This window comes from Aestuariivirga sp., from assembly GCF_046294715.1.
Lineage (GTDB): Bacteria > Pseudomonadota > Alphaproteobacteria > Rhizobiales > Aestuariivirgaceae > Aestuariivirga.
Genome location: NZ_JBKBKI010000006.1, coordinates 22,214 through 41,204, shown reverse-complemented (window position 1 = coordinate 41,204; position 18,991 = coordinate 22,214). Strand labels below are relative to the sequence as shown.

The 18,991-nt window shown below is 68.0% G+C and carries 18 protein-coding genes; 9 read left to right on the top strand and 9 right to left on the bottom strand.

The window, feature by feature from the left end:
• Window positions 1–5 precede the first annotated feature (5 nt).
• Window positions 6–635 (top strand): glutathione S-transferase family protein, encoded by a 630-nt coding sequence (locus ACK4HL_RS06180; RefSeq protein WP_409757272.1) that lies wholly within the window; start codon window positions 6–8, stop codon window positions 633–635.
• A 3-nt stretch (window positions 636–638) separates the two neighbouring features.
• Here ACK4HL_RS06180 and ACK4HL_RS06175 read toward each other — a convergent pair whose 3' ends face one another.
• The 3 genes from ACK4HL_RS06175 to ACK4HL_RS06165 form a co-directional block, all read right to left on the bottom strand.
• Window positions 639–1,379, bottom strand: coding sequence for a hypothetical protein (locus tag ACK4HL_RS06175; RefSeq protein WP_409757269.1), 741 nt, complete (start codon window positions 1,377–1,379; stop codon window positions 639–641).
• Between the two features lie 98 nt (window positions 1,380–1,477).
• Complete coding sequence (locus ACK4HL_RS06170) at window positions 1,478–2,587, bottom strand: P-loop NTPase (protein ID WP_409757266.1); 1,110 nt, start codon at window positions 2,585–2,587, stop codon at window positions 1,478–1,480.
• A 50-nt stretch (window positions 2,588–2,637) separates the two neighbouring features.
• Window positions 2,638–3,255, bottom strand: coding sequence for a uracil-DNA glycosylase family protein (locus ACK4HL_RS06165; RefSeq protein WP_409757262.1), 618 nt, complete (start codon window positions 3,253–3,255; stop codon window positions 2,638–2,640).
• Between the two features lie 97 nt (window positions 3,256–3,352).
• On the opposite strand from ACK4HL_RS06165, the gene ACK4HL_RS06160 reads away from it, so the two are divergent.
• On the top strand, window positions 3,353–4,798 hold the full coding sequence (locus tag ACK4HL_RS06160; protein WP_409757259.1) for a sensor histidine kinase: 1,446 nt from the start codon (window positions 3,353–3,355) through the stop codon (window positions 4,796–4,798).
• A 99-nt stretch (window positions 4,799–4,897) separates the two neighbouring features.
• Entirely contained in the window at window positions 4,898–7,111 is a 2,214-nt protein-coding gene (locus tag ACK4HL_RS06155; RefSeq protein ID WP_409757256.1) for an EAL domain-containing protein, read from the top strand.
• Here ACK4HL_RS06155 and cobT read toward each other — a convergent pair.
• Complete coding sequence (cobT, locus tag ACK4HL_RS06150; protein WP_409757253.1) at window positions 7,057–8,082, bottom strand: nicotinate-nucleotide--dimethylbenzimidazole phosphoribosyltransferase; 1,026 nt, start codon at window positions 8,080–8,082, stop codon at window positions 7,057–7,059. The genes ACK4HL_RS06155 and cobT overlap by 55 nt on opposite strands.
• A gap of 62 nt (window positions 8,083–8,144) precedes the next feature.
• Between cobT and cobS the strand changes: the two genes are divergently transcribed.
• The 3 genes from cobS to ACK4HL_RS06135 all read left to right on the top strand — a co-directional run bounded on the left by cobS (window position 8,145) and on the right by ACK4HL_RS06135 (window position 9,796).
• On the top strand, window positions 8,145–8,963 hold the full coding sequence (gene cobS / locus ACK4HL_RS06145) for an adenosylcobinamide-GDP ribazoletransferase (protein WP_409757250.1): 819 nt from the start codon (window positions 8,145–8,147) through the stop codon (window positions 8,961–8,963).
• A gap of 81 nt (window positions 8,964–9,044) precedes the next feature.
• Window positions 9,045–9,482: a TIGR02281 family clan AA aspartic protease gene (locus ACK4HL_RS06140; protein WP_409757247.1), complete on the top strand. Its 438-nt coding sequence runs from the start codon at window positions 9,045–9,047 to the stop codon at window positions 9,480–9,482.
• 77 nt (window positions 9,483–9,559) lie between these two features.
• A complete protein-coding gene (locus ACK4HL_RS06135) occupies window positions 9,560–9,796 on the top strand; it encodes a DUF1289 domain-containing protein (protein ID WP_409757244.1) in 237 nt (78 codons plus the stop codon).
• Window positions 9,797–9,799: 3 nt separating this feature from the next.
• On the opposite strand, the gene dusA is transcribed toward ACK4HL_RS06135, so the two are convergent.
• From dusA to ACK4HL_RS06115, 4 genes are all read right to left on the bottom strand, one after another.
• A complete protein-coding gene (dusA, locus tag ACK4HL_RS06130) occupies window positions 9,800–10,804 on the bottom strand; it encodes a tRNA dihydrouridine(20/20a) synthase DusA (protein ID WP_409757242.1) in 1,005 nt (334 codons plus the stop codon).
• A 70-nt stretch (window positions 10,805–10,874) separates the two neighbouring features.
• A complete protein-coding gene (locus ACK4HL_RS06125; RefSeq protein WP_409757239.1) occupies window positions 10,875–11,912 on the bottom strand; it encodes a histone deacetylase family protein in 1,038 nt (345 codons plus the stop codon).
• On the bottom strand, window positions 11,909–13,666 hold the full coding sequence (locus tag ACK4HL_RS06120; RefSeq protein WP_409757236.1) for a choline dehydrogenase: 1,758 nt from the start codon (window positions 13,664–13,666) through the stop codon (window positions 11,909–11,911). The genes ACK4HL_RS06125 and ACK4HL_RS06120 overlap by 4 nt, the downstream gene beginning before the upstream one ends.
• A gap of 3 nt (window positions 13,667–13,669) precedes the next feature.
• Complete coding sequence (locus ACK4HL_RS06115; protein WP_409757233.1) at window positions 13,670–14,032, bottom strand: cupin domain-containing protein; 363 nt, start codon at window positions 14,030–14,032, stop codon at window positions 13,670–13,672.
• Between the two features lie 134 nt (window positions 14,033–14,166).
• Between ACK4HL_RS06115 and ACK4HL_RS06110 the strand changes: the two genes are divergently transcribed.
• The 3 genes from ACK4HL_RS06110 to ACK4HL_RS06100 are packed head-to-tail and all read left to right on the top strand — an operon-like array spanning window position 14,167 to window position 17,566.
• Window positions 14,167–15,207 carry a membrane dipeptidase gene (locus tag ACK4HL_RS06110; protein WP_409757231.1) on the top strand — a complete coding sequence of 347 codons (1,041 nt, stop codon included), beginning with the start codon at window positions 14,167–14,169 and terminating at the stop codon, window positions 15,205–15,207.
• Window positions 15,204–16,919 (top strand): hypothetical protein, encoded by a 1,716-nt coding sequence (locus tag ACK4HL_RS06105; protein WP_409757228.1) that lies wholly within the window; start codon window positions 15,204–15,206, stop codon window positions 16,917–16,919. The genes ACK4HL_RS06110 and ACK4HL_RS06105 overlap by 4 nt, the downstream gene beginning before the upstream one ends.
• Window positions 16,916–17,566 (top strand): DUF3726 domain-containing protein, encoded by a 651-nt coding sequence (locus tag ACK4HL_RS06100; RefSeq protein ID WP_409757226.1) that lies wholly within the window; start codon window positions 16,916–16,918, stop codon window positions 17,564–17,566. The genes ACK4HL_RS06105 and ACK4HL_RS06100 overlap by 4 nt, the downstream gene beginning before the upstream one ends.
• Before the next feature lie 7 nt (window positions 17,567–17,573).
• On the opposite strand, the gene ACK4HL_RS06095 is transcribed toward ACK4HL_RS06100, so the two are convergent.
• Entirely contained in the window at window positions 17,574–18,965 is a 1,392-nt protein-coding gene (locus ACK4HL_RS06095; RefSeq protein ID WP_409757224.1) for an amidohydrolase, read from the bottom strand.
• Between the last annotated feature and the right edge of the window lie 26 nt (window positions 18,966–18,991).

The following is an 18,991-nucleotide window of genomic DNA, read 5'->3' as shown; positions in this document are numbered from 1 at the left end:
CATGCATGGCTGACTTCAGGCTCCACTGCTTCGGCGAATCAGGCAACGCCTACAAGGCTGCGCTGATGCTGGAGCTGTGCCGGCTTCCCTGGGAGCCGGTTGCCGTCGATTTCTTCAAGGGCGAGACGCGCGGGCCCGAATACCGCGCACAGGTGAACGAGATGGGCGAGGCCCCGGTGCTGGAGCACCAGGGCAGGAAGCTCACCCAATCCGGCGTGATCCTGGACTATCTGGCCGAGATCACCCGCAAGTTCGGAGCCAAGAGCGACGACGAGCGCCGCGAGATCTGGCGCTGGATCCTGTTCGACAATCACAAGTTCACGGCGAGCCTCGCCTCGCTGCGCTTCCTCATCCGCTTCGCCAGGTCGGGTGAGACGCCGGTCACCGACTTCCTGAGAGGGCGGGCGGTCTCGGCGCTGAAGATCGCCGATCTCCACCTGGCGGAACGGCCCTTCATCATCGGCAAGCGCCCCACCATCGCCGACCTCTCCATGGCGGGCTACCTGTTCTACGGCGAGGAGCTCGCCGTGCCGCTCGATCCTCATGTGAACGTCATGAAATGGCTGGACCGCATCCAGGCGCTGCCCGGATGGAAGCACCCGTACGAGCTGATGCCCCGGGTCTGGGCGGGCTGAGGCTCAGCCCTTCGCCGGCTCCATGGCGTCGAGATACTCGTCGAGGTGTTCGAGGTTCTCGAAGCGCATCCAGCCCTCGTCGGTCTCGGCCTCGACCGTGCCGTCAGAGAGAATGCGGGCGGGCCGCATGCGAATGATGCGCTCCTCGACCACGTAGAGCTGGCCTTCCTCAAGGAGATCGCCCTCTTCGGCGTCGGCCTCCTCCTCCGCCTCTTCCTCGGCAGGCTGTTCATCCGGCTCTTCGGCGGGCCGCGACTCGGGTACAGGCTGCGGTTTGACTGCCCGGCTTGCGGCCTCGGCGGGCTTGGACTCGAAGGCCTGCTCGATCTTCTGGCGCGCCTGTTCGAGGGCCTGGATCGTCTCGCGCGTGGGCTGGGACAGATCGACCGTCTCGCGTGGCGCGGCCGCGGAGACGGCTGCGGCGGCGGTCGCTGCGGCGGGCGTCACCGCTGCGGGCGGGGCCATGTCCGCGGCGCGGCGGCCGAATTCGGGAATGGCGGCGGCGGCGGGCGGAGCCGAGCCGTGGATCACCACCCGTTCGGCGGCGAGCACCCGCTGCGCCTCGAGCGAGTCGATCACGCTGCCGAGGCCCAGCACCAGCAGACCGCCCACCAGGAGGATCGCCGCCGTCTCGGCACTGATCCCGACACTCATCACCGCGGCGGCCGCAAAGAACACCATGGCTCCGAGCGCGATGCCCGCGGCAATCAGCAGGATGCCGGAGATCCACATGAGTTTTGACATCACACCCTCCCGGGGCGAAGACGAATCGCCCCCCATTGTCTGGTTGTGTTAGTGACCCCGGCCATGGTTAATTTTTCACCAAGCTCCCTTGCCCAGACCTAGCCGTTCTCCATCACGATGCGGGGGGCCGGGCGTGCCAGGCCTCCGCTTTCGAGCGCAGCCCAGACCTGCCGCGCCACATCCCTGAAGATGGCGGCGTGCAGGCTTTCGGGCTGTGTCGCCACCACAGGCTCGCCGGAGTCTGAGCGCAGCCGCACCTCCTTGTCGAGGGGGATTTCGCCGAGGAAGGGAACGCCGATGCGGGCCGCTTCCTCCCTGGCACCGCCGTGGCCGAAGATCTCATGGCGCTCGCCGCACTTGCCGCACACGAAATAGCTCATGTTCTCGAGGATGCCGATCACCGGCACGTTCACCTTCCGGAACATGTTGAGACCCTTGCGGGCATCGATCAAGGCCAGGTCCTGGGGCGTCGAGACGATCACGGCGCCGGAGAGCGGCGTCTGCTGGGCGAGCGTCAGCTGCACGTCGCCGGTGCCGGGAGGCATGTCGATCACCATCACGTCCGCCGGGCTCCATTCGGTCTCTCGCAGGAGCTGGGTCAAGGCCGACATCACCATGGGGCCCCGCCAGATCATCGCCGTGTCCTCCGGCACGAGGAAGCCGATCGACATCAGCTCCACGCCGTAGCGTTTCATCGGCTTCATCTTCTTTCCCGTGGCGTCGGACGCCTCGGGCTTGCCGGTGAGGCCGAACAGCTTCGGCATGGAGGGCCCATAGACGTCGGCGTCGAGAACAGCCACCCTGAGCCCCAGCGAATGGAGCGCCAGCGCCAGGTTCACCGCCGTCGTCGACTTGCCGACACCGCCCTTGCCCGAGGCTACGGCGATCAGGTGCTTGACGCCCGGGATGGCGCTGCCTCGGGCCTGCTGCTGGGCCTGCGCCGGTCCGCCCTGCTGTGGTGCGCGCTCGGCGGTCAGCGCCACCATCGCTTTCTCGACGCCCGGAATGCCGAGCACCGCCTTCTCCACGGCGCCGCGCAGGTTTTCCATCGTGCGCACGTGCTGGGGCGCGGTGGTCAAGGCGAACATCACGGTCGCGCCCTGAATGGCGATGTCCGACACCAGCCCGGCCGAGACGATGTTGCCTCGGCCGTCGGGTGCTGCGATGCGCTTCAGAACCGAGAGGACGTCTTCCTGCGTGACTGTCATGAACCGGAATCCTTTTCCTTGCGGCGGTTTAGACCGCGGACCTGCAGCCTTCAAGCGGCATGGCCGGGCAAGTCTGCAACGCGCCTGCGCAATTCGGGAATAAGCTCTGCCTCGAACCACGGGTTCCGCTTCAGCCAGCCGCTGTTGCGCCAGGAGGGGTGCGGCAGGGCAATGACAGCGGGGGAGAGCGCCAAGCCGGCGCGCCAGTTGCGCACGGTGCGATCGACCGAACCCTCGAAGCGGGTTCCCAGGTGCCAGCGCATGGCGTGGCTCCCGAGGCAGATGACCAACTCGATGCGGGGAAGGCCGGCGAGGAGCCGAGCGCGCCAGGCGGGGGCGCATTCCGGCCGCGGCGGCAGGTCGCTTCCCCTGGCGTCGAGGCCCGGGAAGCAGAACCCCATCGGCACGATGGCGAAGCGGGTCGCGTCGTAGAAGTCGGCCGGGCCGACGCCAAGCCAGTGGCGCAGGCGATCGCCCGAAGGATCGCTGAAGGGTCGGCCCGCAACATGGGCCCTGATCCCCGGCGCCTGGCCTGCGATCAGGATACGGGCACCGGAGCTTGCCTGCAGCACGGGGCGCGGCTCCTGCGGCAGGGGTCGCCGGGCCTTCGGGCACTCCACGCAGATGCGGCAGGCAGCGATATCCTCGAGCAGCTTCCCAACCGTCAATTTTTGTGCAACTCGCTCAATTTTACCCGATCGCCAAAGGGGATTTTAGCGCGCCCGGCCTAGGCTGTCCGGAGAAAAGCAAAGCGGAAAAGACCTGATGCAGCGCGCCGACACAGCGGGGCCCTCAGCGGCCCCTTCGCCCGCCATGCCGGACGGCGCCCAGGAAGCGCCCGGCCGTGACGGCGAGCAGGAGCTGATGCAGGTCTTTCTCGAAAACCAGCTGCGCGTGGCGGCGGCGCTTCCGGTTCTCGCCCTCTTCTTGGCCATCACCAGCCTTCACTGGGTGCCCTGGGTGCTGGTGATGGGGTGGCTCGTGGCGGTGCTGCTGGCGAGCACCGTGCAGTTTCTTCTATGCCAAAGGCTGCTCGGCTCCGAACCGGAGCCCGAGCAACATCGCGAGCGCGCCATCCGGCTCTGGGGCTCGGAACTGCTCGTTGCGCTCCTCTGGTGCGTCCCGCTCTTCCTGTTCTGGCACGGGGCCACGCCGGCGCAGGAGATCAGCCTGATCGGCTGGGTGCTGTCCGTGATCGCGATGCGGCTGCTGACGGTGAGCAATTTCATGCCGGTGCTGATGGCGGGCACCGGGCTCCTGACGCTGGCGGTGGCGGTGCGCTGCGTGACAGCGGCCGAACCCCATTATCTCCTGCTGGCCCTCGGCGTGATCGCGCTCGAGGCCCTGTTCCTTCTGGTGGCCTGGAAGCTTCACCAGGGACAGCGCGACATGCTGGCGGCCAGAGCGAACGCCGAGGCCCGCAACGACGCGCTGATCGCGGAGCTCCGCTCCGACCTGCGCCGGACGATCAAGGAGAAACGGCGGGCGGAAGAGGCGAGCAGGGCAAAGTCGGCCTTCATCGCCCGGATGAGCCTTGAGCTCCGGACACCGCTCACCGCCATCATGGGCTTCTCCGACGTCCTGAGGCGGGAGATGTTCGGGCCACTGGCGGGGGACTCCTACAAAGGCTACGCGCGGGACATCCACCAGTCGGGCCGGCACCTCGCGGCCCTGCTCGACGGCCTTTCCGATCTCTCCCGCGTCGAATCCGGCGGAGGCCCGCCGGATGTGGAGCCGGTGAGCCTGCAGTCCACGGCGGACGAAGCCTTTCAGCTGATCCGCGCCAACGCCGCGGACAAGGCCATCGGCATCACCCTCGACGTGCCCGCGAATCTTCCGCGCCTCCTCGCCGACCGGCGCTCGCTGCACCAGGTCCTGTTCAACCTGCTGTCGGCTTCGGTGGAGACGCTGTCAGCGGGCGGCCTCCTCACGCTGAGGGCGGGCCGCACCGCGGAAGGCGGACTGTCCGTCAGCATTCTCGCGCAGGGTGAAGGCCAGCTCGCCCCTGCGGGGCTCGGCGTCGAGATCGCGCGAGAACTGGCGGAGGCGCATGGCGGTACGCTCACCATCCGCGGCGGCGATGATGCCGAGAGCGAAGTGATCGTCGTCTTCCCCGAATCCCGCGTGCTCGGCGGACCGCGCGGGGAGGTTCTGTGCGCCGCCTCGGCGACGTCCGAAACGCAACGGAAGCTCATCTCCCTCACCGGTTGAGCAACGCATCAGAACGAGCCCCGCCACGCTCAACCAGAAGCCATAGGCCATTAATTATTCTTCCCTAGAGTGCGCCCCCGAGGAACGGTCCCAAGATACATGCCGCCAGCAAGGTCCATCACCACGTCCTTCGCCCTGAAGGTCCTGCTGCCCAGCATTGCCGCAGTCTCGGTCATCGCACTGCTGCTGATCTACCTGGTCAACGGCATCTTCGAGGAAACCAACCGCCTCGACACCTCCTACTCGGAGCAGCTGACGACGCAGGCGGTGAGTTCGCTGCGCGACAACCTCGAGAATCTGATCTTCGACAACGCCGTGTGGGACGACGCCGCCGAGAATGCCGGCGGCAAGGAACTGAACCGCCAGTGGATCGAGGACACCTGGGGCTCCGCCACCGGGCTCGGCGTCTATGACGGCCTCTTCGTCACCGATGCGCTGGGGGGCACGCTCTTCGCGGCGGACGACGGAAAGACCAACCCCTCCTCCGCCGCGGACCGTCTCGGCCAGGATCTCGGCACCCTGATCGTCAGTGCCAGAAACAACGAAACGGGCGTCGCTTCCGGCCTCGTTTTCAGCGGCGACAAGCTTCACGTCGTGGCCGCGGCCCGGATCCGCTGGTCCTCTGGACCCCGGGCGGAACTCCCCGGCCCGGGCAATATCCTGATCTTTTCGAAAACGATTGATGAAGACGTTCTCAGCGGTCTGGCCAAGCGCTATGTCATGGAAGAGCTGCGCCTCGTGGCACCGGGAGAAACGCTCGAGGATGGCTACATCTCCCTGCGCTCACCTTCGGCAAACGTTGTCGGAAAACTGACCTGGAAGAATCGAAGCCCCGGGGACGTGGTGCGCGACAAGTTCGGCTCGATCGTCTTCCTGAGCCTGGTGCTGTTCCTGCTGATGATCGCCATCCTTCTCTATGTGAGCTGGAAGGGCTTCCGCGAAGCGCATGAGAGCCAGGCCGATGCGGTCGCGGCCTCGCGCCGGGACGATCTCACGGGGCTGGCCAACCGCCGCGAGATGATCGCCGCCCTGACGCAGTGCCTGCGCGAGGCGCGGCGGTCCGGCAAGCCACTGTCGGTCATCTATGCCGATCTCGACGGCTTCAAGGAGGTGAACGATTCCTACGGCCATGACGTGGGCGACATGCTGCTCAAGGCGGCGGCGGCGGGCTTCGCCTATCTCGCACGCGACGCGCACCTCGTGGCCCGGCTCGGCGGCGACGAATTCGCCATCATCGTCACCGACACCGGTGCCGGCGAGCAGGCCCGCGAAATCGCCCGCAACATGATCGCCTTCCTCGCCGAGCCGATGGAATTCGACGGGCGCATGGCCGCCGTGTCGGTGAGCCTCGGCATCGTCGACCTTGCGGACGACGGAGCGGACGTCGAGGAGATCGTCCGCCGCGCCGACGTCGCCATGTATGCCGCCAAGACGAGCGGGCGGAACTGCTGCTGCGTCTATGGCGAGGGTCTCGACTTCAAGCGCGACGAGAACCGCGCCATCGCGGCCGCGCTGCGCGCCCATCTGCAGGCCGGCAGGCTTCGCCTCATGTATCAGCCCATCGTCGATGCGCGCACCGGCCTCACCACAGGTGTGGAAGCCTTGGTGAGATGGCCCGAAGATGCGCCGCAGCATTACCGGCCGGACGCCTTCATTCCCGTCGCCGAGGAGTTCGGCCTCATCGAGGAACTCGGCTCCTTCGTGCTCCGCGAGGCCTGCCGCGCCGCGGTCGAGTGGCCCGGCATCTTCGTCGCGGTGAACGTCTCGCCGGTCGAGTTCATGAAGCCGGGCTTCGCCGAGCGGGTGGCGCGTACCCTGCGGGAGGCCGGCCTCGACCCGGCCCGCCTCGAACTCGAGGTGAAGGAAGGCTCGACCCTCGAGAACACCGCGCGCGCCAATGCCGTCATCAAGCGGCTGCAGGAGATGAAGGTGCGGGTGGCGCTCGACGATTTCGGCACCGGCTTCTCCTCGATCGGCCACCTGCGGCGGCTCCGCTTCGACAAGCTGAAGCTCGACCGTTCGATGGTGGCGGATATCCTCACCCAGCCGGCGGCGCTGCGCCTCGTCCAGGGCACGATCGCCATGGCCGATGCGCTGGGCCTCACCGTCGTGGCGGAAGGGATCGAGGAGGAGAACCAGATCGCGGTGCTGAGGCTGGCGGGCTGCAACGCTTTCCAGGGGCACCGCTTCTCGCACCCCCTGCCGGCGGAGGAGGTGCCCGCGTGGCTGGCGCGGGGGCCCGTTGCGCCGCGGGAGGATCATTCCTCCTTGCCGCTGACTCCGGCGGATTCGAAGGTGGCCATGCCGTTGTGAAGATCGGCCGCAGCCTTGACGACGCCCGCCGCCATTGCCGCGCCGGAGCCCTCGCCGAGCCGCATGCCGAGATCGAGGATCGGCCTCAGTTCCAGCTTCTCCAGCAGGCGCCGGTGGGCAGGCTCGGCCGAAAGATGCCCCGCCATGCAGTGGTCCAGCGCATCCGGCCGGAGTGCCTTGAGCACCGCCGCGGCGGCGCTCGCCACATAGCCGTCGATCAGCACCGGGATGCGCTGCACGCGCGCGGCCAGCACCGCCCCCGCCATGGCGGCGAGTTCGCGCCCCCCGAGCCTCCGCAGCACTTCGAGAGGATCCGAGAGATGAGGGCCGTGCAGCGCAACGGCCCGGCGGACGGCATCGGCCTTGCGCCGCAAGCCCTCACCATCGACGCCGGTGCCGGGTCCGACCCAGTCCTCCGCCGCGCCGCCGAACAGCCCATGGGCCATGGCGGCGGCAATGGTGGTGTTGCCGATCCCCATCTCGCCGATGCAGAGCAGGTCGCAGCCCTCCGTGGCCTCCATGCCATAGGCCATGGTGGCGGCGCATTCAGCCTCTTCGAGTGCCGCACCTTCGGTGATGTCCCGGGTGGGGTGATCGAGGGCGAGCTCGAAAACCTTGAGGCCCAAGCCGAAGGTCTTGCAGATCTGGTTCACGGCGGCCCCGTCGTTCTGGAAATTGGCCACCATCTGGCGCGTCACCTCCTGGGGATAGGCGGCGACCCCTTGCGCCACCACGCCATGGTTGCCGGCGAAGACGGCCACCACCACGCGCTCGGCTTTCGGCGGGTGATGGGCCTGCCAGGCACAGAGCCATTCCGAAAGGCTTTCGAGCCTGCCCAGCGCGCCGGGAGGCTTCGTCAGCTGCGCCTCGCGCGCCCGGCAGGCCCTCACGGCCTCGAGGTCCGGGCCGGGAAGATCCTTCAGGAGATTGCGGATATCGTCGAAGGGCAATCCCGTTGCTGCATTTGTCATTTCGGCGGAAGGCTCCTATTTTCAGACGCCTTTCATCACAGGATTCGGGTTCCACACACAACATGAGCGACGCGTTCGAGCCTCGCAGCGCATACCGGCGAAGGTTCCGGCCTTTCGCGTCCTTTCTCGCGGCGCTGCGCTTCCTGACGCGGCTCCCCGTTCCCTTCGTGCGCCGGATGGACCCGCCGGCGCTGAAGGACTCGATGGCGATGTTCCCCGTCGTGGGGGCGCTCGTCGGCGCCATATCGGCGGCGGCGCTGATTCTCGCCAACCTCGCCGGGCTGCCGGACCTGTTCTCCGCCCTCCTCGCCCTCGCCATCGCCGCCATGGCCACCGGCGCCTTCCACGAGGACGGGCTTGCCGACGTGGCGGACGGCTTTTACGGCGGGGCCACCCGCGAGGACAGGCTGGAGATCATGAAGGACAGCCGCATCGGCACCTTCGGCACGCTGACTCTCATCATCACCGTGCTGGCGCGGGCCTCGCTGCTGACCGCGCTGCTCGACCTGCCGCCGGCCGCGGTCCTGGTGCTGATGGCGGGGGCGGGCGCCTTTTCGCGCGCGCTGATGGTGGACCTGCTCTGGGCCACGCGGCCGGCGCGCGCCAACGGTCTCTCGGCCATGGCGGGCCAGCCCACCCGCAACGTGACGCTCGCCGCCTTGGCGATCGGCGGCATCGGCGCGGGGCTGGGCGGCAGCCTCGTGCTCTCGCCCGAGGCGGGCGTGCTGGCGCTGGTTGCGGGCGGGCTGGCGCTGGCCATCGTGCGGGCCACCGCCATGCGCAAGATCGGCGGCCAGACGGGCGACGTCTGCGGCGCGGGTCAAGTGCTGTCCGAGACGGCCATGCTCGCCGTCTATGCCGCAACCGTCTCTTTACTCTGAGGACCGAATTCCGCTTCGCGGCGGGGGTTCCTTCGGAAGGATCGGGCTAGACTACGGCACCCCATCAGGAGGCGGAGTTCGATGCCGCAGCGCTTTCCCGTTCTTGCAGGCCTTGGCGCCATGCTCTTCGCCGCGGCACCCGTTCATGCCGGGATGACGGAGCTGAAGGCCGGCCATGGCGGGCATTTCTTCACCACTGCCGAGATCAACGGCGCGGCGATCCGCGTGATGGTCGATACCGGCGCCACCGCCGTGGCGCTCAGCTACGAGGATGCGGCGGATGCAGGGCTCCGCCCGCAGCACCTCGACTTCACGCTGCCCGTCTCCACCGCCAACGGCACGGTGGAGGCAGCACGCGTGCAGATCGACCGGATCGTCATCGACGGCATCAGCGCGGAAGACGTGGACGGCATGGTGCTGCCGCAAGGGGCGCTCTCCGGCACGCTGCTCGGCATGAGCTTCCTTTCGCGCCTTGCCAGCTTCAAGGTCGAGGACGGCATGCTCTATCTCAGGGATTAGCCGCTTTTGAGCCTTCAAACGGCGTTTCCCGCCCTTGCCCGCGGCGGCGGCACACTATCTTCCGGATCATGAACGCCATGACCCAGCAAGTGATCGAGACCCCTTGCGTCAAGATCTGCGTCGTCGATCCCGAGACCGGCTTCTGCATCGGCTGCGGCCGCACGCGGGGCGAGATCGGCGGCTGGCTGGGACTGACGCCCGAGGAGCGGCGCAAGGTGATGGCTGAACTGCCCGAGCGCGTCGAAAGCCTCACCCGGCGCAAGAGCCGCCGCGGCGGGCGCGCCGGCCGCTTCCAGGCGCTGAACGGCGGCTGAGCTCTACTCGGCGGCGAGGGCCGGGGTGCCGATCCGCGAGGCCACCTGCTCCGCCGCCTTCTCCACCACCTCAAGCCCGGCGCCGGGCTTCGAGGCCTCCTCGGACAGCACGCGCCGCCACAGCCTTCCGCCGGGCATGCCGTGGAACAGGCCCAGCATGTGGCGGGTGACGTTCTGCAGCCAAACGCCCTGCCGCAGCTGTTCGGCGATATAGGGCTTCATGCGCTCCACCGCCTCGAGCGGGCTCGAGAGCTCCGCCGCGGCCTCGCCGAAGATGCGGCGGTCCACCTCGCTGAGAAGCCAGGGCGTGTTGTAGGCGGCACGGCCCAGCATCACCCCGTCCACATGCTTCAGATGCTCTTCCGCCTCGTCCAGGCCGCCGATGCCGCCATTGATGATGACGGCGAGATGAGGGTGGCGCTGTTTCAGCCGGTAGACCCGGCCGTAATTGAGCGGCGGGATCTCGCGGTTCTCCCTGGGCGAGAGCCCCTTGAGCCAAGCCTTCCGGGCATGGACGATGAGGGTCGTGACACCCGACTGCATCACCGTCTCGACGAAGCGGGTGAAGTCCTCTTCCTCGTCCTGATCGTCGATGCCGATGCGGCACTTGACGGTGACCGGAACCTTCACGCGGTTCAGCATCTCGCCCAGGCAATCGCGCACCAGTTCCGGCTCCGCCATCAGGCAGGCGCCGAAACGGCCGTTCTGCACCCGGTCCGAGGGGCAGCCGACATTGAGGTTGATCTCGGCATAGCCCCAATCCTCGCCCCAAGCCGCTGCCTCCGCCAGGAGCTTCGGCTCGCTGCCGCCGATCTGCAGCGCCACCGGCTGCTCGGCGGGATCGAAGCCCAGGAGCCGCTGCCGGTCGCCATGGCGGATCGCCAGCGCCGTCACCATCTCGGTATAGAGAAGCGCACGCCGCGTCAGCTGCCGGTGGAACATCCGGCAGTGGCGGTCCGTCCAGTCCATCATCGGCGCTACGGCGAATATTTTCTCTTTTGGGTTCAATGCGAAGCCTTTGGGCGTTGCGGGGCTCCGCACACATGTAGAGCCCTCGCCCCGAAGTCAATACATGCGTTCATCCCCGGGCATTGCAGAAACCGGTGATCACGTTCGCCGTGTTGAGGCCCAGTTCCGCGATGGCGTATCCGCCTTCCATGACGAAGAGCGTGGGCAGGCGCAAGGCGGCGATGTCGGCTCCGATCATCAGGTAGTCCGGGCTTTCGAGCGCGAAGCCGCCGACGGGATCGCGGATGAAGCTGTCCACGCCCAGGGAGACGACCAGGACGTCCGGCGCGAAGGCGCGTACGCGCTCGATGGCCGTGGCCAGCGCGGGGCGATAGGTATTGAGCCTCGTGCCGAGGGGCAGTGGGAGGTTGAGGTTGAAGCCCTCGCCCGGTCCCGCGCCCTTCTCGCGCGCATAGCCGAGGAGAAACGGGTACTCGCTCTCCGGCGTCGCGTGGATCGAGGCATAGAGGACATCGTTTCGCTCGTAGAAGATGCGCTGCGTGCCGTTGCCGTGATGATAGTCGACGTCCAGGATGGCGATGCGGGATGCGCCGCGATCCAGCAGCATCTGGGCGGCGACGGCGGCATTGTTGACGTAGCAGTATCCGCCGGCAAGATCGGGTGAGGCGTGATGCCCCGGCGGCCGGCAGAGGGCGAAGGCCGCCTCGCCCCCCTCCTCCACATGGGCCGCAGCCGACAGGGTGACGTCGACGGCCGACCTGATGGCCTTCCATGTTCCCGCGACGAAGGGCACGCAGACGTCGAAGGTGTAGCAGGAGAGCATGGAATGGACGCTGGCGTTCGGCACCTGGTCCATGCCCCGCATGCCGAACATGTAGGCCGTGGCGAATCCTCCCGGGCCGAACTCGGCCTCCCACAGCGGCCAGCATCTCTCGAGGAAGTCGACGAAACCCGGCGTGTGGACGCGGAGCACCGGCGCAAGATCGTGAGGGCTGGCCGGTGTCACGTCGCGATGGCCCTGCTCGCGCAGGGCTGCGAGGATCGTGTCGATGCGGTCCGGGCTCTCGCACATCGGAATCATGCGGTCATAGCGCATCTCCATCGCGCCGGCGTGGCCGCGATGGTCGTCCGAATGGAATATCTTCATGTCATCGTTTCGAGGCTGATGGCCTCGCCCCTGGCATTTGCGAGAAGTGCTGCGGCGAGCTCGCCCCGCGCCGTGGCGTAGTCGCGGCTGATCGCGGGCCCGCGCTGGCGGGTCGCCCAGTGCGGATCGGCGAGGAGCGCGGCGCCGGCAGCTTCCGGCAAGTGGCGGCCGCGGATCAGGTCCGACATGCGCTCGGCGAGCGCAAGCGTTGGTGCGTTGAGGTCGCCCGCGGTGGCCTGGGGCATGAGCGAGGAGTCGACGACGCGCAGGCCATCGACGCCGCGCACGCGGCCTTCAGGCGTGGCGACGGCGGCTGCGTCATTTCCCATCCGGCAGGTGCCGCAGGGGTGATAGGCGCTCTCGAGCTTGCGCCTGTGGAAATCATCGAGCGCGGCATCATCCTGTGCCTCGCTGCCCGGCGCCAGTTCCTGGCCGCGATAGTCCGCGAAGGCGGGCTGGGCGAAGATCTCGCGCGTGAAGCGGATCGAGGCGCGGAATTCCAGCCAGTCATCCGGATGGGACATGTAGTTGAAGCGCACGCGTGGCAGGCTTTGCGGATTAGCGTCCCTGAGGCGCACCCAGCCCCGGCTCTTCGAGCGTTTGGTGCCGACATGGACCTGGAAGCCGTGGCCTTTGGCGAGGCTCTTGCCGTCATAGGAGATGGCGAGCGGCAGGAAGTGGTACTGGATGTCCGGGTAGACGATCCCCGCCCGGCTCCTGATGTGGCCGCCGCTCTCGAAATGGTTGGTGGCGCCGAGCCCCTTCCTTGTGGCGAGCCATTCGAGCCCCACCCTGGCCTTGCCCCACAGGCTCTGCGTGGGGAACAGGGTGAGCGGCCTGGTGCATTCCATCTGCACATAGAGCTCGAGGTGGTCCATCAGGTTTTCGCCAACACCCGGAGCGTCTTGCAGCACGGCGATGCCGTGGCTCCGGAGTTCGGCCGCAGGGCCGATGCCGGAGCGCTTGAGGATGACGGGCGACATGATCGATCCGGCCGACAGGATCACCTCGCGCGCGGCCTTGGCCTCATGCCGGGCGCCGTTGGCGAGGTAGGCGACACCCGTGGCGCGGCGGCCGTCGAAAAGCACGCGGTCCACCGTTGCGCCGGTGACGACATGCACGTTGCCTCGCGCCATGGCAGGGCGGAGGTAGGCGCGCGCCGCGCTCATGCGGAGCCCCCCGCCCACGTTCATCTCCATGGGCCCGAAGCCCTCGTGCTGAAGCTCGTTCATGTTCGCGCTCGGCGCATAGCCGGCCTGCACCCCGGCCTCGACGAAGACGCGGTAGAGCGGATTGGTCTGAAGCCCACGGTTGATGCGCACCGGGCCATTGGTTCCGCGCAAGGGTCCTCCGCCCTCCACCGCCTCCAGCCGCTGGAAATAGGGGAGCACGTTGGACCAGCGCCAGCCGTCGGCTCCCAGCGCCTCCCAGAGTTCATAATCCATCGGGTTGCCGCGGACCCAGCACATGCCGTTGATCGAGGACGAGCCGCCGAGCCCCCGCCCGCGCGGCAGGTTGACCTCGCGCCCGCCGAGGGCAGGTTCGGGCTCGGTGCGCATGCCCCAGTTGAAGCGGCGGGTATTCATGGGGATCGAGAGGGCCGCGGGCATGTCGACGATCACCGCGCGCTCGGAGCCGCCCGCCTCCAGCACCAGGATGCGGAGCCCCGGATCCTCGCCCAGCCGGTTCGCCAAGACGCAGCCGGCCGAACCCGCACCGGCGATGATGTAGTCGTAAGGTGCATCCGGAGTCATCGGCTAGCCTATGATCACGTAGTATTTCAGCATGGCCACGGGCTGGTGCCACACGCCGCGGAAGCCCTTGGGCAAGAGGAAGGCATCGCCCTTGCGGTAGGTGTCGCGAAAGCCGTCATCGCTCTCGAGCGTCACCTCGCCGTCGAGCACCACCATGAATTCGTCCACGGGATAGCCGTCGTAGCGCTCTGTATAGGGTCCGGACCGCCAGATGCCGGCGCGGAGGCCCGCCTCGGGGCGGGTGAAATAGGCGTGATCCAATCCCACCGGCGTTCCCTTCAGCAGTTCCGCATGCTCGAGCGGTTCGCCCGGGGCCGCGAGCCAGCCCTCCGGACCGGTGGGAGCAAATCGTATCGGTTCGGGCATGTCGAAGCACCTCTCATGGCAAGCGGAAGGCGTCAGCCTCGCCGAGCCGGGCTCGCGTGACAAGCGCGATGTTCGCGTGCCGGAAGCCTCCTGTTGACGGGCTGACATGTTGCTCTATCTTCCTCTCCGTCATCATGGCCCAGACAAGCAACAGGCCGCCGCGCATCGACAACCTGCAATACTGCAAGTGGTCGGAAGACATCTTCCGCCAGATGCGGCAGGGCGGGCTCGACGCGGTGCACGTGACCATCGCCTACCATGAGACCTTCCGCGAGATGGTGCGCAACATCGAGGCGTGGAACCTCCGCTTCGAGCGCCATTCGGGCCTCATCATGCCCGGGCGCTCCGCCGAGGATGTGCGCACCGCCCAGGAGACGGGGCGCACCGCCGTCTTTTTCGGGCTCCAGACCCCCTCCCCCATCGAGGACGACATCGGTCTCGTCGAAATCCTTTACACGCTGGGTGTGCGCTTCATGCAGCTCACCTACAACAACCAGTCGCTGCTGGCGGCCGGCTGCTACGAGGCCGAGGATTCCGGCATCACCCGCATGGGCCGCCAGGTGATCCGCGAGATGAACCGGGTGGGGCTCGTCATCGACATGTCGCATTCGGGCGAACGCTCTACCCTCGAAGCCATCGAGATTTCGGAGCGGCCCATCGCCATCACCCATGCCAACCCCGCCTCTTGGATGCCGGCGCGGCGCAACAAGTCGGACGACGTGCTGAGGGCGCTCGCTCGGTCGGGCGGCATGCTGGGATTCTCCCTCTACCCGCATCACCTGAAGGACAAGTCGCACTGCACGCTCGAAAGCTTCTGCGCCATGGTGGCGCAAACGGCGGAGCTGATGGGCGTCGACAGGCTCGGCATCGGCAGCGACCTCTGCCAGGACCAGCCGGACAGCGTGGTGGAATGGATGCGCGTGGGCCGCTGGACGAAGGAGATCGACTATGGCGAGGGCTCGCGCGAGCAGGCGGGCTTTCCGGCGATGCCGGCCTTCTTCCGCGACAACCGCGACTGGGAAAACCTCGGGGAGGGACTGCGCAAGGTAGGCTTCGCCGCAAACGAGGTCTCGGCGATCATGGGCGGCAACTGGCTGCACTTCTATGATGCGAGCTTTGGACCGGCGCAGTCCCACGCCCCCACGCCCCGTGCCAGCACGGGCGCGATGGCATGAGCGAGGCCGCGGACACATGGGCGGCGGCGAGGCCGGACATCGGGCTCCGCAGCCCGGACGAGGTGGCGAGCCTCGCCTGCATGGGTGCGGCGCACCAGCACCGGCTTTCCTTCATGCGCATCCTGCTGCGGCGCATGAAGCGCGAAGGCTGGAGTTTCGCGCGCAGCCTGTGGGAACTCGACGGCGAGGGCCATGGCACCGCAGTCTACACTGCTGCGGGGCCGGAGCGGAGCTACAGCCTCGTCGCCTTCTCGCACGATCTCGACCCCGCGATGCGGTCCGACCGGGTGATCGCCACCGCCTGGGACGCGACATACGCCCTGTTCGACGGGGTGCCATCGAAGGCAGACATCGAACGGCTGCGGGCCAACGTGCCGCTCCAGGAGGCAGGCCGCGTCAGCGCGAGCGAGCTTTCGGTGTCGCGCACCAACCGTTCGGTGCGGCTCTTCGATCATGTCGTGGCGCGGCTGTCGGACGGGCAGCAGCCGGACGAGGCGCTCGTCGACGAGGTGGGCTACCTGATGCGCACCACCGCCGTCTACGGCAGCGGCAAGCTCGGGGCAGCGGACTATGACTCCGTGTGCGAGCGGTCCGAGTTGCGCGCGCCGTTCCAGGCGGAGATGCTGTCGGTCTATCTCACGCGGGAGTTCACGCTGGATCTCGTGGAACACATCGCCGCGGCGCGCTCGCCCGGCAGCGCGGCAAGGCTCGACCCGCGCATCCGCCGCAAGTTCGGCGTTGGGAACGCGACGGGCCTGGGCATGGCGCCCTTTCTGGTGAACCACCCGATGCTGCTGAACGCATGGTTCACGGTGCGGGAAACGGCCCTCATGCGGGTGCGCGCGCTCGCCTCCGCCTCCACGCGGCAGAAGGAAGAGTTCGGGAGGCTCCTGGCGCGGTCGCTCCGCGGCGCTGCCAGCTGGCGCACGGCGGATGCGGTGCAGAGTGCGCGGATCGTGGTGCTGGCGGAGGATCTCGGCAAGCTCGCCTCCCGCATTGCGGCCCATGGACTGGCCGAGAATTACCCGTGGGACGAGATCTATCGCTGGGCGGACGGGAACCTCTCGCTCGAAGCGCGGGAACTCGTGGCGAGCCTGCTGATCGAGGGCCACGGCGATCTCGTCGACGATCTCGAGGCCAGCTATCGGGCGGACGAGGCGGAAGGCTTCCGGATCGACGGCTCGCGGCCGGTCCGCGACGTGCTCATGCTTCTCGCGCGGAATTACCGCTGGGCCTGGGATTTCGACTTCGGGAAGCCTTTCGAGGCAGCCCGCTTCTGGTACACCTCCGAGGAAAAGCTGGAGCCCCGCCTCGGCGAGCGTTGGGAGGAGGATGGCGCCGCCCTCGAACAGCCGCTCGCCATCGCCCGCGACGTGCAAGCGCTGGGACGGGCGCTGGATGGCTGGGCTCCCTCCGGGCGGCTCGCGGCCTTCCTGATGGCCCACCCCGAGCACCGGCACGTGGTGCGGAGAATCATGCTATCGGAGAAGGCGCCCTATGCCGAGATCCGAGACAACGTGATCAGCGCAGGCATGCGGCCCATCGACATCCTGCGTTTCAAGCTTTCCTGCTTCGGCGCCACCCGCTTCGATCCGCGCTCCGACAGGTGGGTGAGGATCACCATGTTCCAGCACGCGCCCTGCATGGACGAGATCGCCACGGCGGAGGTGGACGACTGGTTCCTGCCGCCGCTCGACGACCGGTCCGCATGAAGGTCTCCTGCAACGAACTCGACGCGGCGGTGCGCAAGGCCTTCCGCGGGGTGGGCTACGCATGGGGCGAGGCCGAAGAGGCGGGCAAGGCCGCGGTGTGGCTGGCCCGCCGCAGCCTGCCGTTCGGCCGGGCGGTCATCGATCTCCTCGAGGCGGCGAGTGACGACGTCGGCGCGTTGCGGCCCGTCACCGGCCTGGGAACGTGGACCAGCAAGAGCGGCGAGATCTGCCCCGTTCTCTCCGGCATCGCGCTCGCCGACGACCCGTCGCAACTCGAAGCCTCGGAGACGATCCGCATCGAGGGCTTGCGCTCTGCGGTTCTCTTCCTTCCCTTCATGGCGCAGGCCGCTTCAGCCGGCATGCGCGATCTCACGCTGCTCACGCGGGCGCTGGAGGCAAGGTTTTGCTGCGCCGGCATTCATGTCTCTCTTTCGCCCGTCGAGGCGAACCGGCCCGCGGCCGCCGCACTCTCTGCCCATGCCGGTGCGAAGACCGCCGCATCTCCCCTGCGCGTTCACCGTCATGCAGCGGACATACCCGCCGAAGAGTGGGAGGCGCTTCTTCGCTTCGCGGCGCGGACCTACGTTCCCGCATCGCAGCGCTCCCGCGTCGCCGGGGCCGGTGCCGGCCTCGTCGATAACGACTAGCGAGTCTTTACTCCCGCCACGTGGCGGACCAGAAGCAGGCTGGATCCCGCGTGAGCGTTTCGAATGCGCCGAGCCGCGGCTCCGTGAGGGCGATGCCGGCGACGCGGCGTGCACGCTCATCCTTCGCCGCACCGATCAGGCCGGGTGACGCCAGAAGACGCACGGCGGCGAGCGCCAGGGTCTGCGAGGCGGCGAGCGGGCCCTTGTGCCCGGCGGCGTGGCCGGAGAGCGCCGTCCACGCCCAGTGGTGGATCGGCACCTGCTTCGGATAGGCCCAGTTCACCCGGCCCAGCGGGATGCGCCAGCTCACCTCGCCATCGTCCTGGCCATAGTAATCCTCGCCCGTGTCGAAGTAGCCGACGCCCCGGTCGAGGTCCATTTCCTCGTCCGGTGCGCAGGCGCGGCTCAGCTCCTCCATGAAGGCGAGGTCGGAGGCGGACCACCCCGGCGGGCCGATCTCCTGCATGGCGCGGTAGAGCAGCCTGCCCAGCGTGTCGTTCGGGAGATAGCCGCGCGATTCCGAGATGAACTGGTGCCTGAGCCCGGCCCCGACGCGGCTGGCGATTTCCGCGGCGGTGGCCGAAATCGCCTCATAGGCCTGCCGGGCCTTGCCGTGATCCTGGCTGCGCGTGGTGAACCAGACGCGTGCTTCCGCCGGCGTTATCGAGGGCATGACGCCACCCTGCCGCAGCACGTGACGCAGCAGCACACCAGGGTGGCCCTTCTCCAGGAGGCTGCCCGCCGCGGACACCACGTCCTCCGCCACGAGCAGCGCGTTCCGGTGGCCGGACTTGCCGCCATGCCCGGCCTCGCCGCTGAACACGAACTCGCCCGAGACTACCGACTGGCACGGGCGGGACAGCGCCCCCGTCTGATAGTCGCCGTGCGAGGTGAGGACGGCGTCGATGCCCGAGAACACGCCCGCCTTCAGGAGCGCGATCTTGCCCCACAGGATTTCCTCGGCGGGACAGCCGACGACGCGGATTTCACCGGCGATCCCGAGGGCGGCGCAGGCGCGTGCGGCGGCAATGGCGGCCGCAACATTGGCGGGGCCGATGTGGTTGTGGCCGCAGCCGTGGCCGGCGGCCTTACCGAGGCTGCGGCGGCTGGCGGAAGCCTCGTTGTCGAGGCCGGGGAGCGCATCGTATTCGGCGAGGAAGGCGATGACCGGGCCACTGCCCGTCCCCGCCCGCGCGGTGAAGGCGGTGGGGAGACCTCCCGCCCCCCGCTCGACGCCGAAGCCATGGCGCTCCAGGAATTCGCAGAGGCGCTGCGCCGAGCGGTATTCCATGCAGGGCAGTTCCGGGTCCATCCACTGATCGTGAAAAAGCGACAGGATCCCGGCTTCGAGCTCCTGCCATTCACGCCCCACGCACTCCGCCAGATCCTGTCGTTCCATACGCCACTCCCTCGCATCGGGGCATG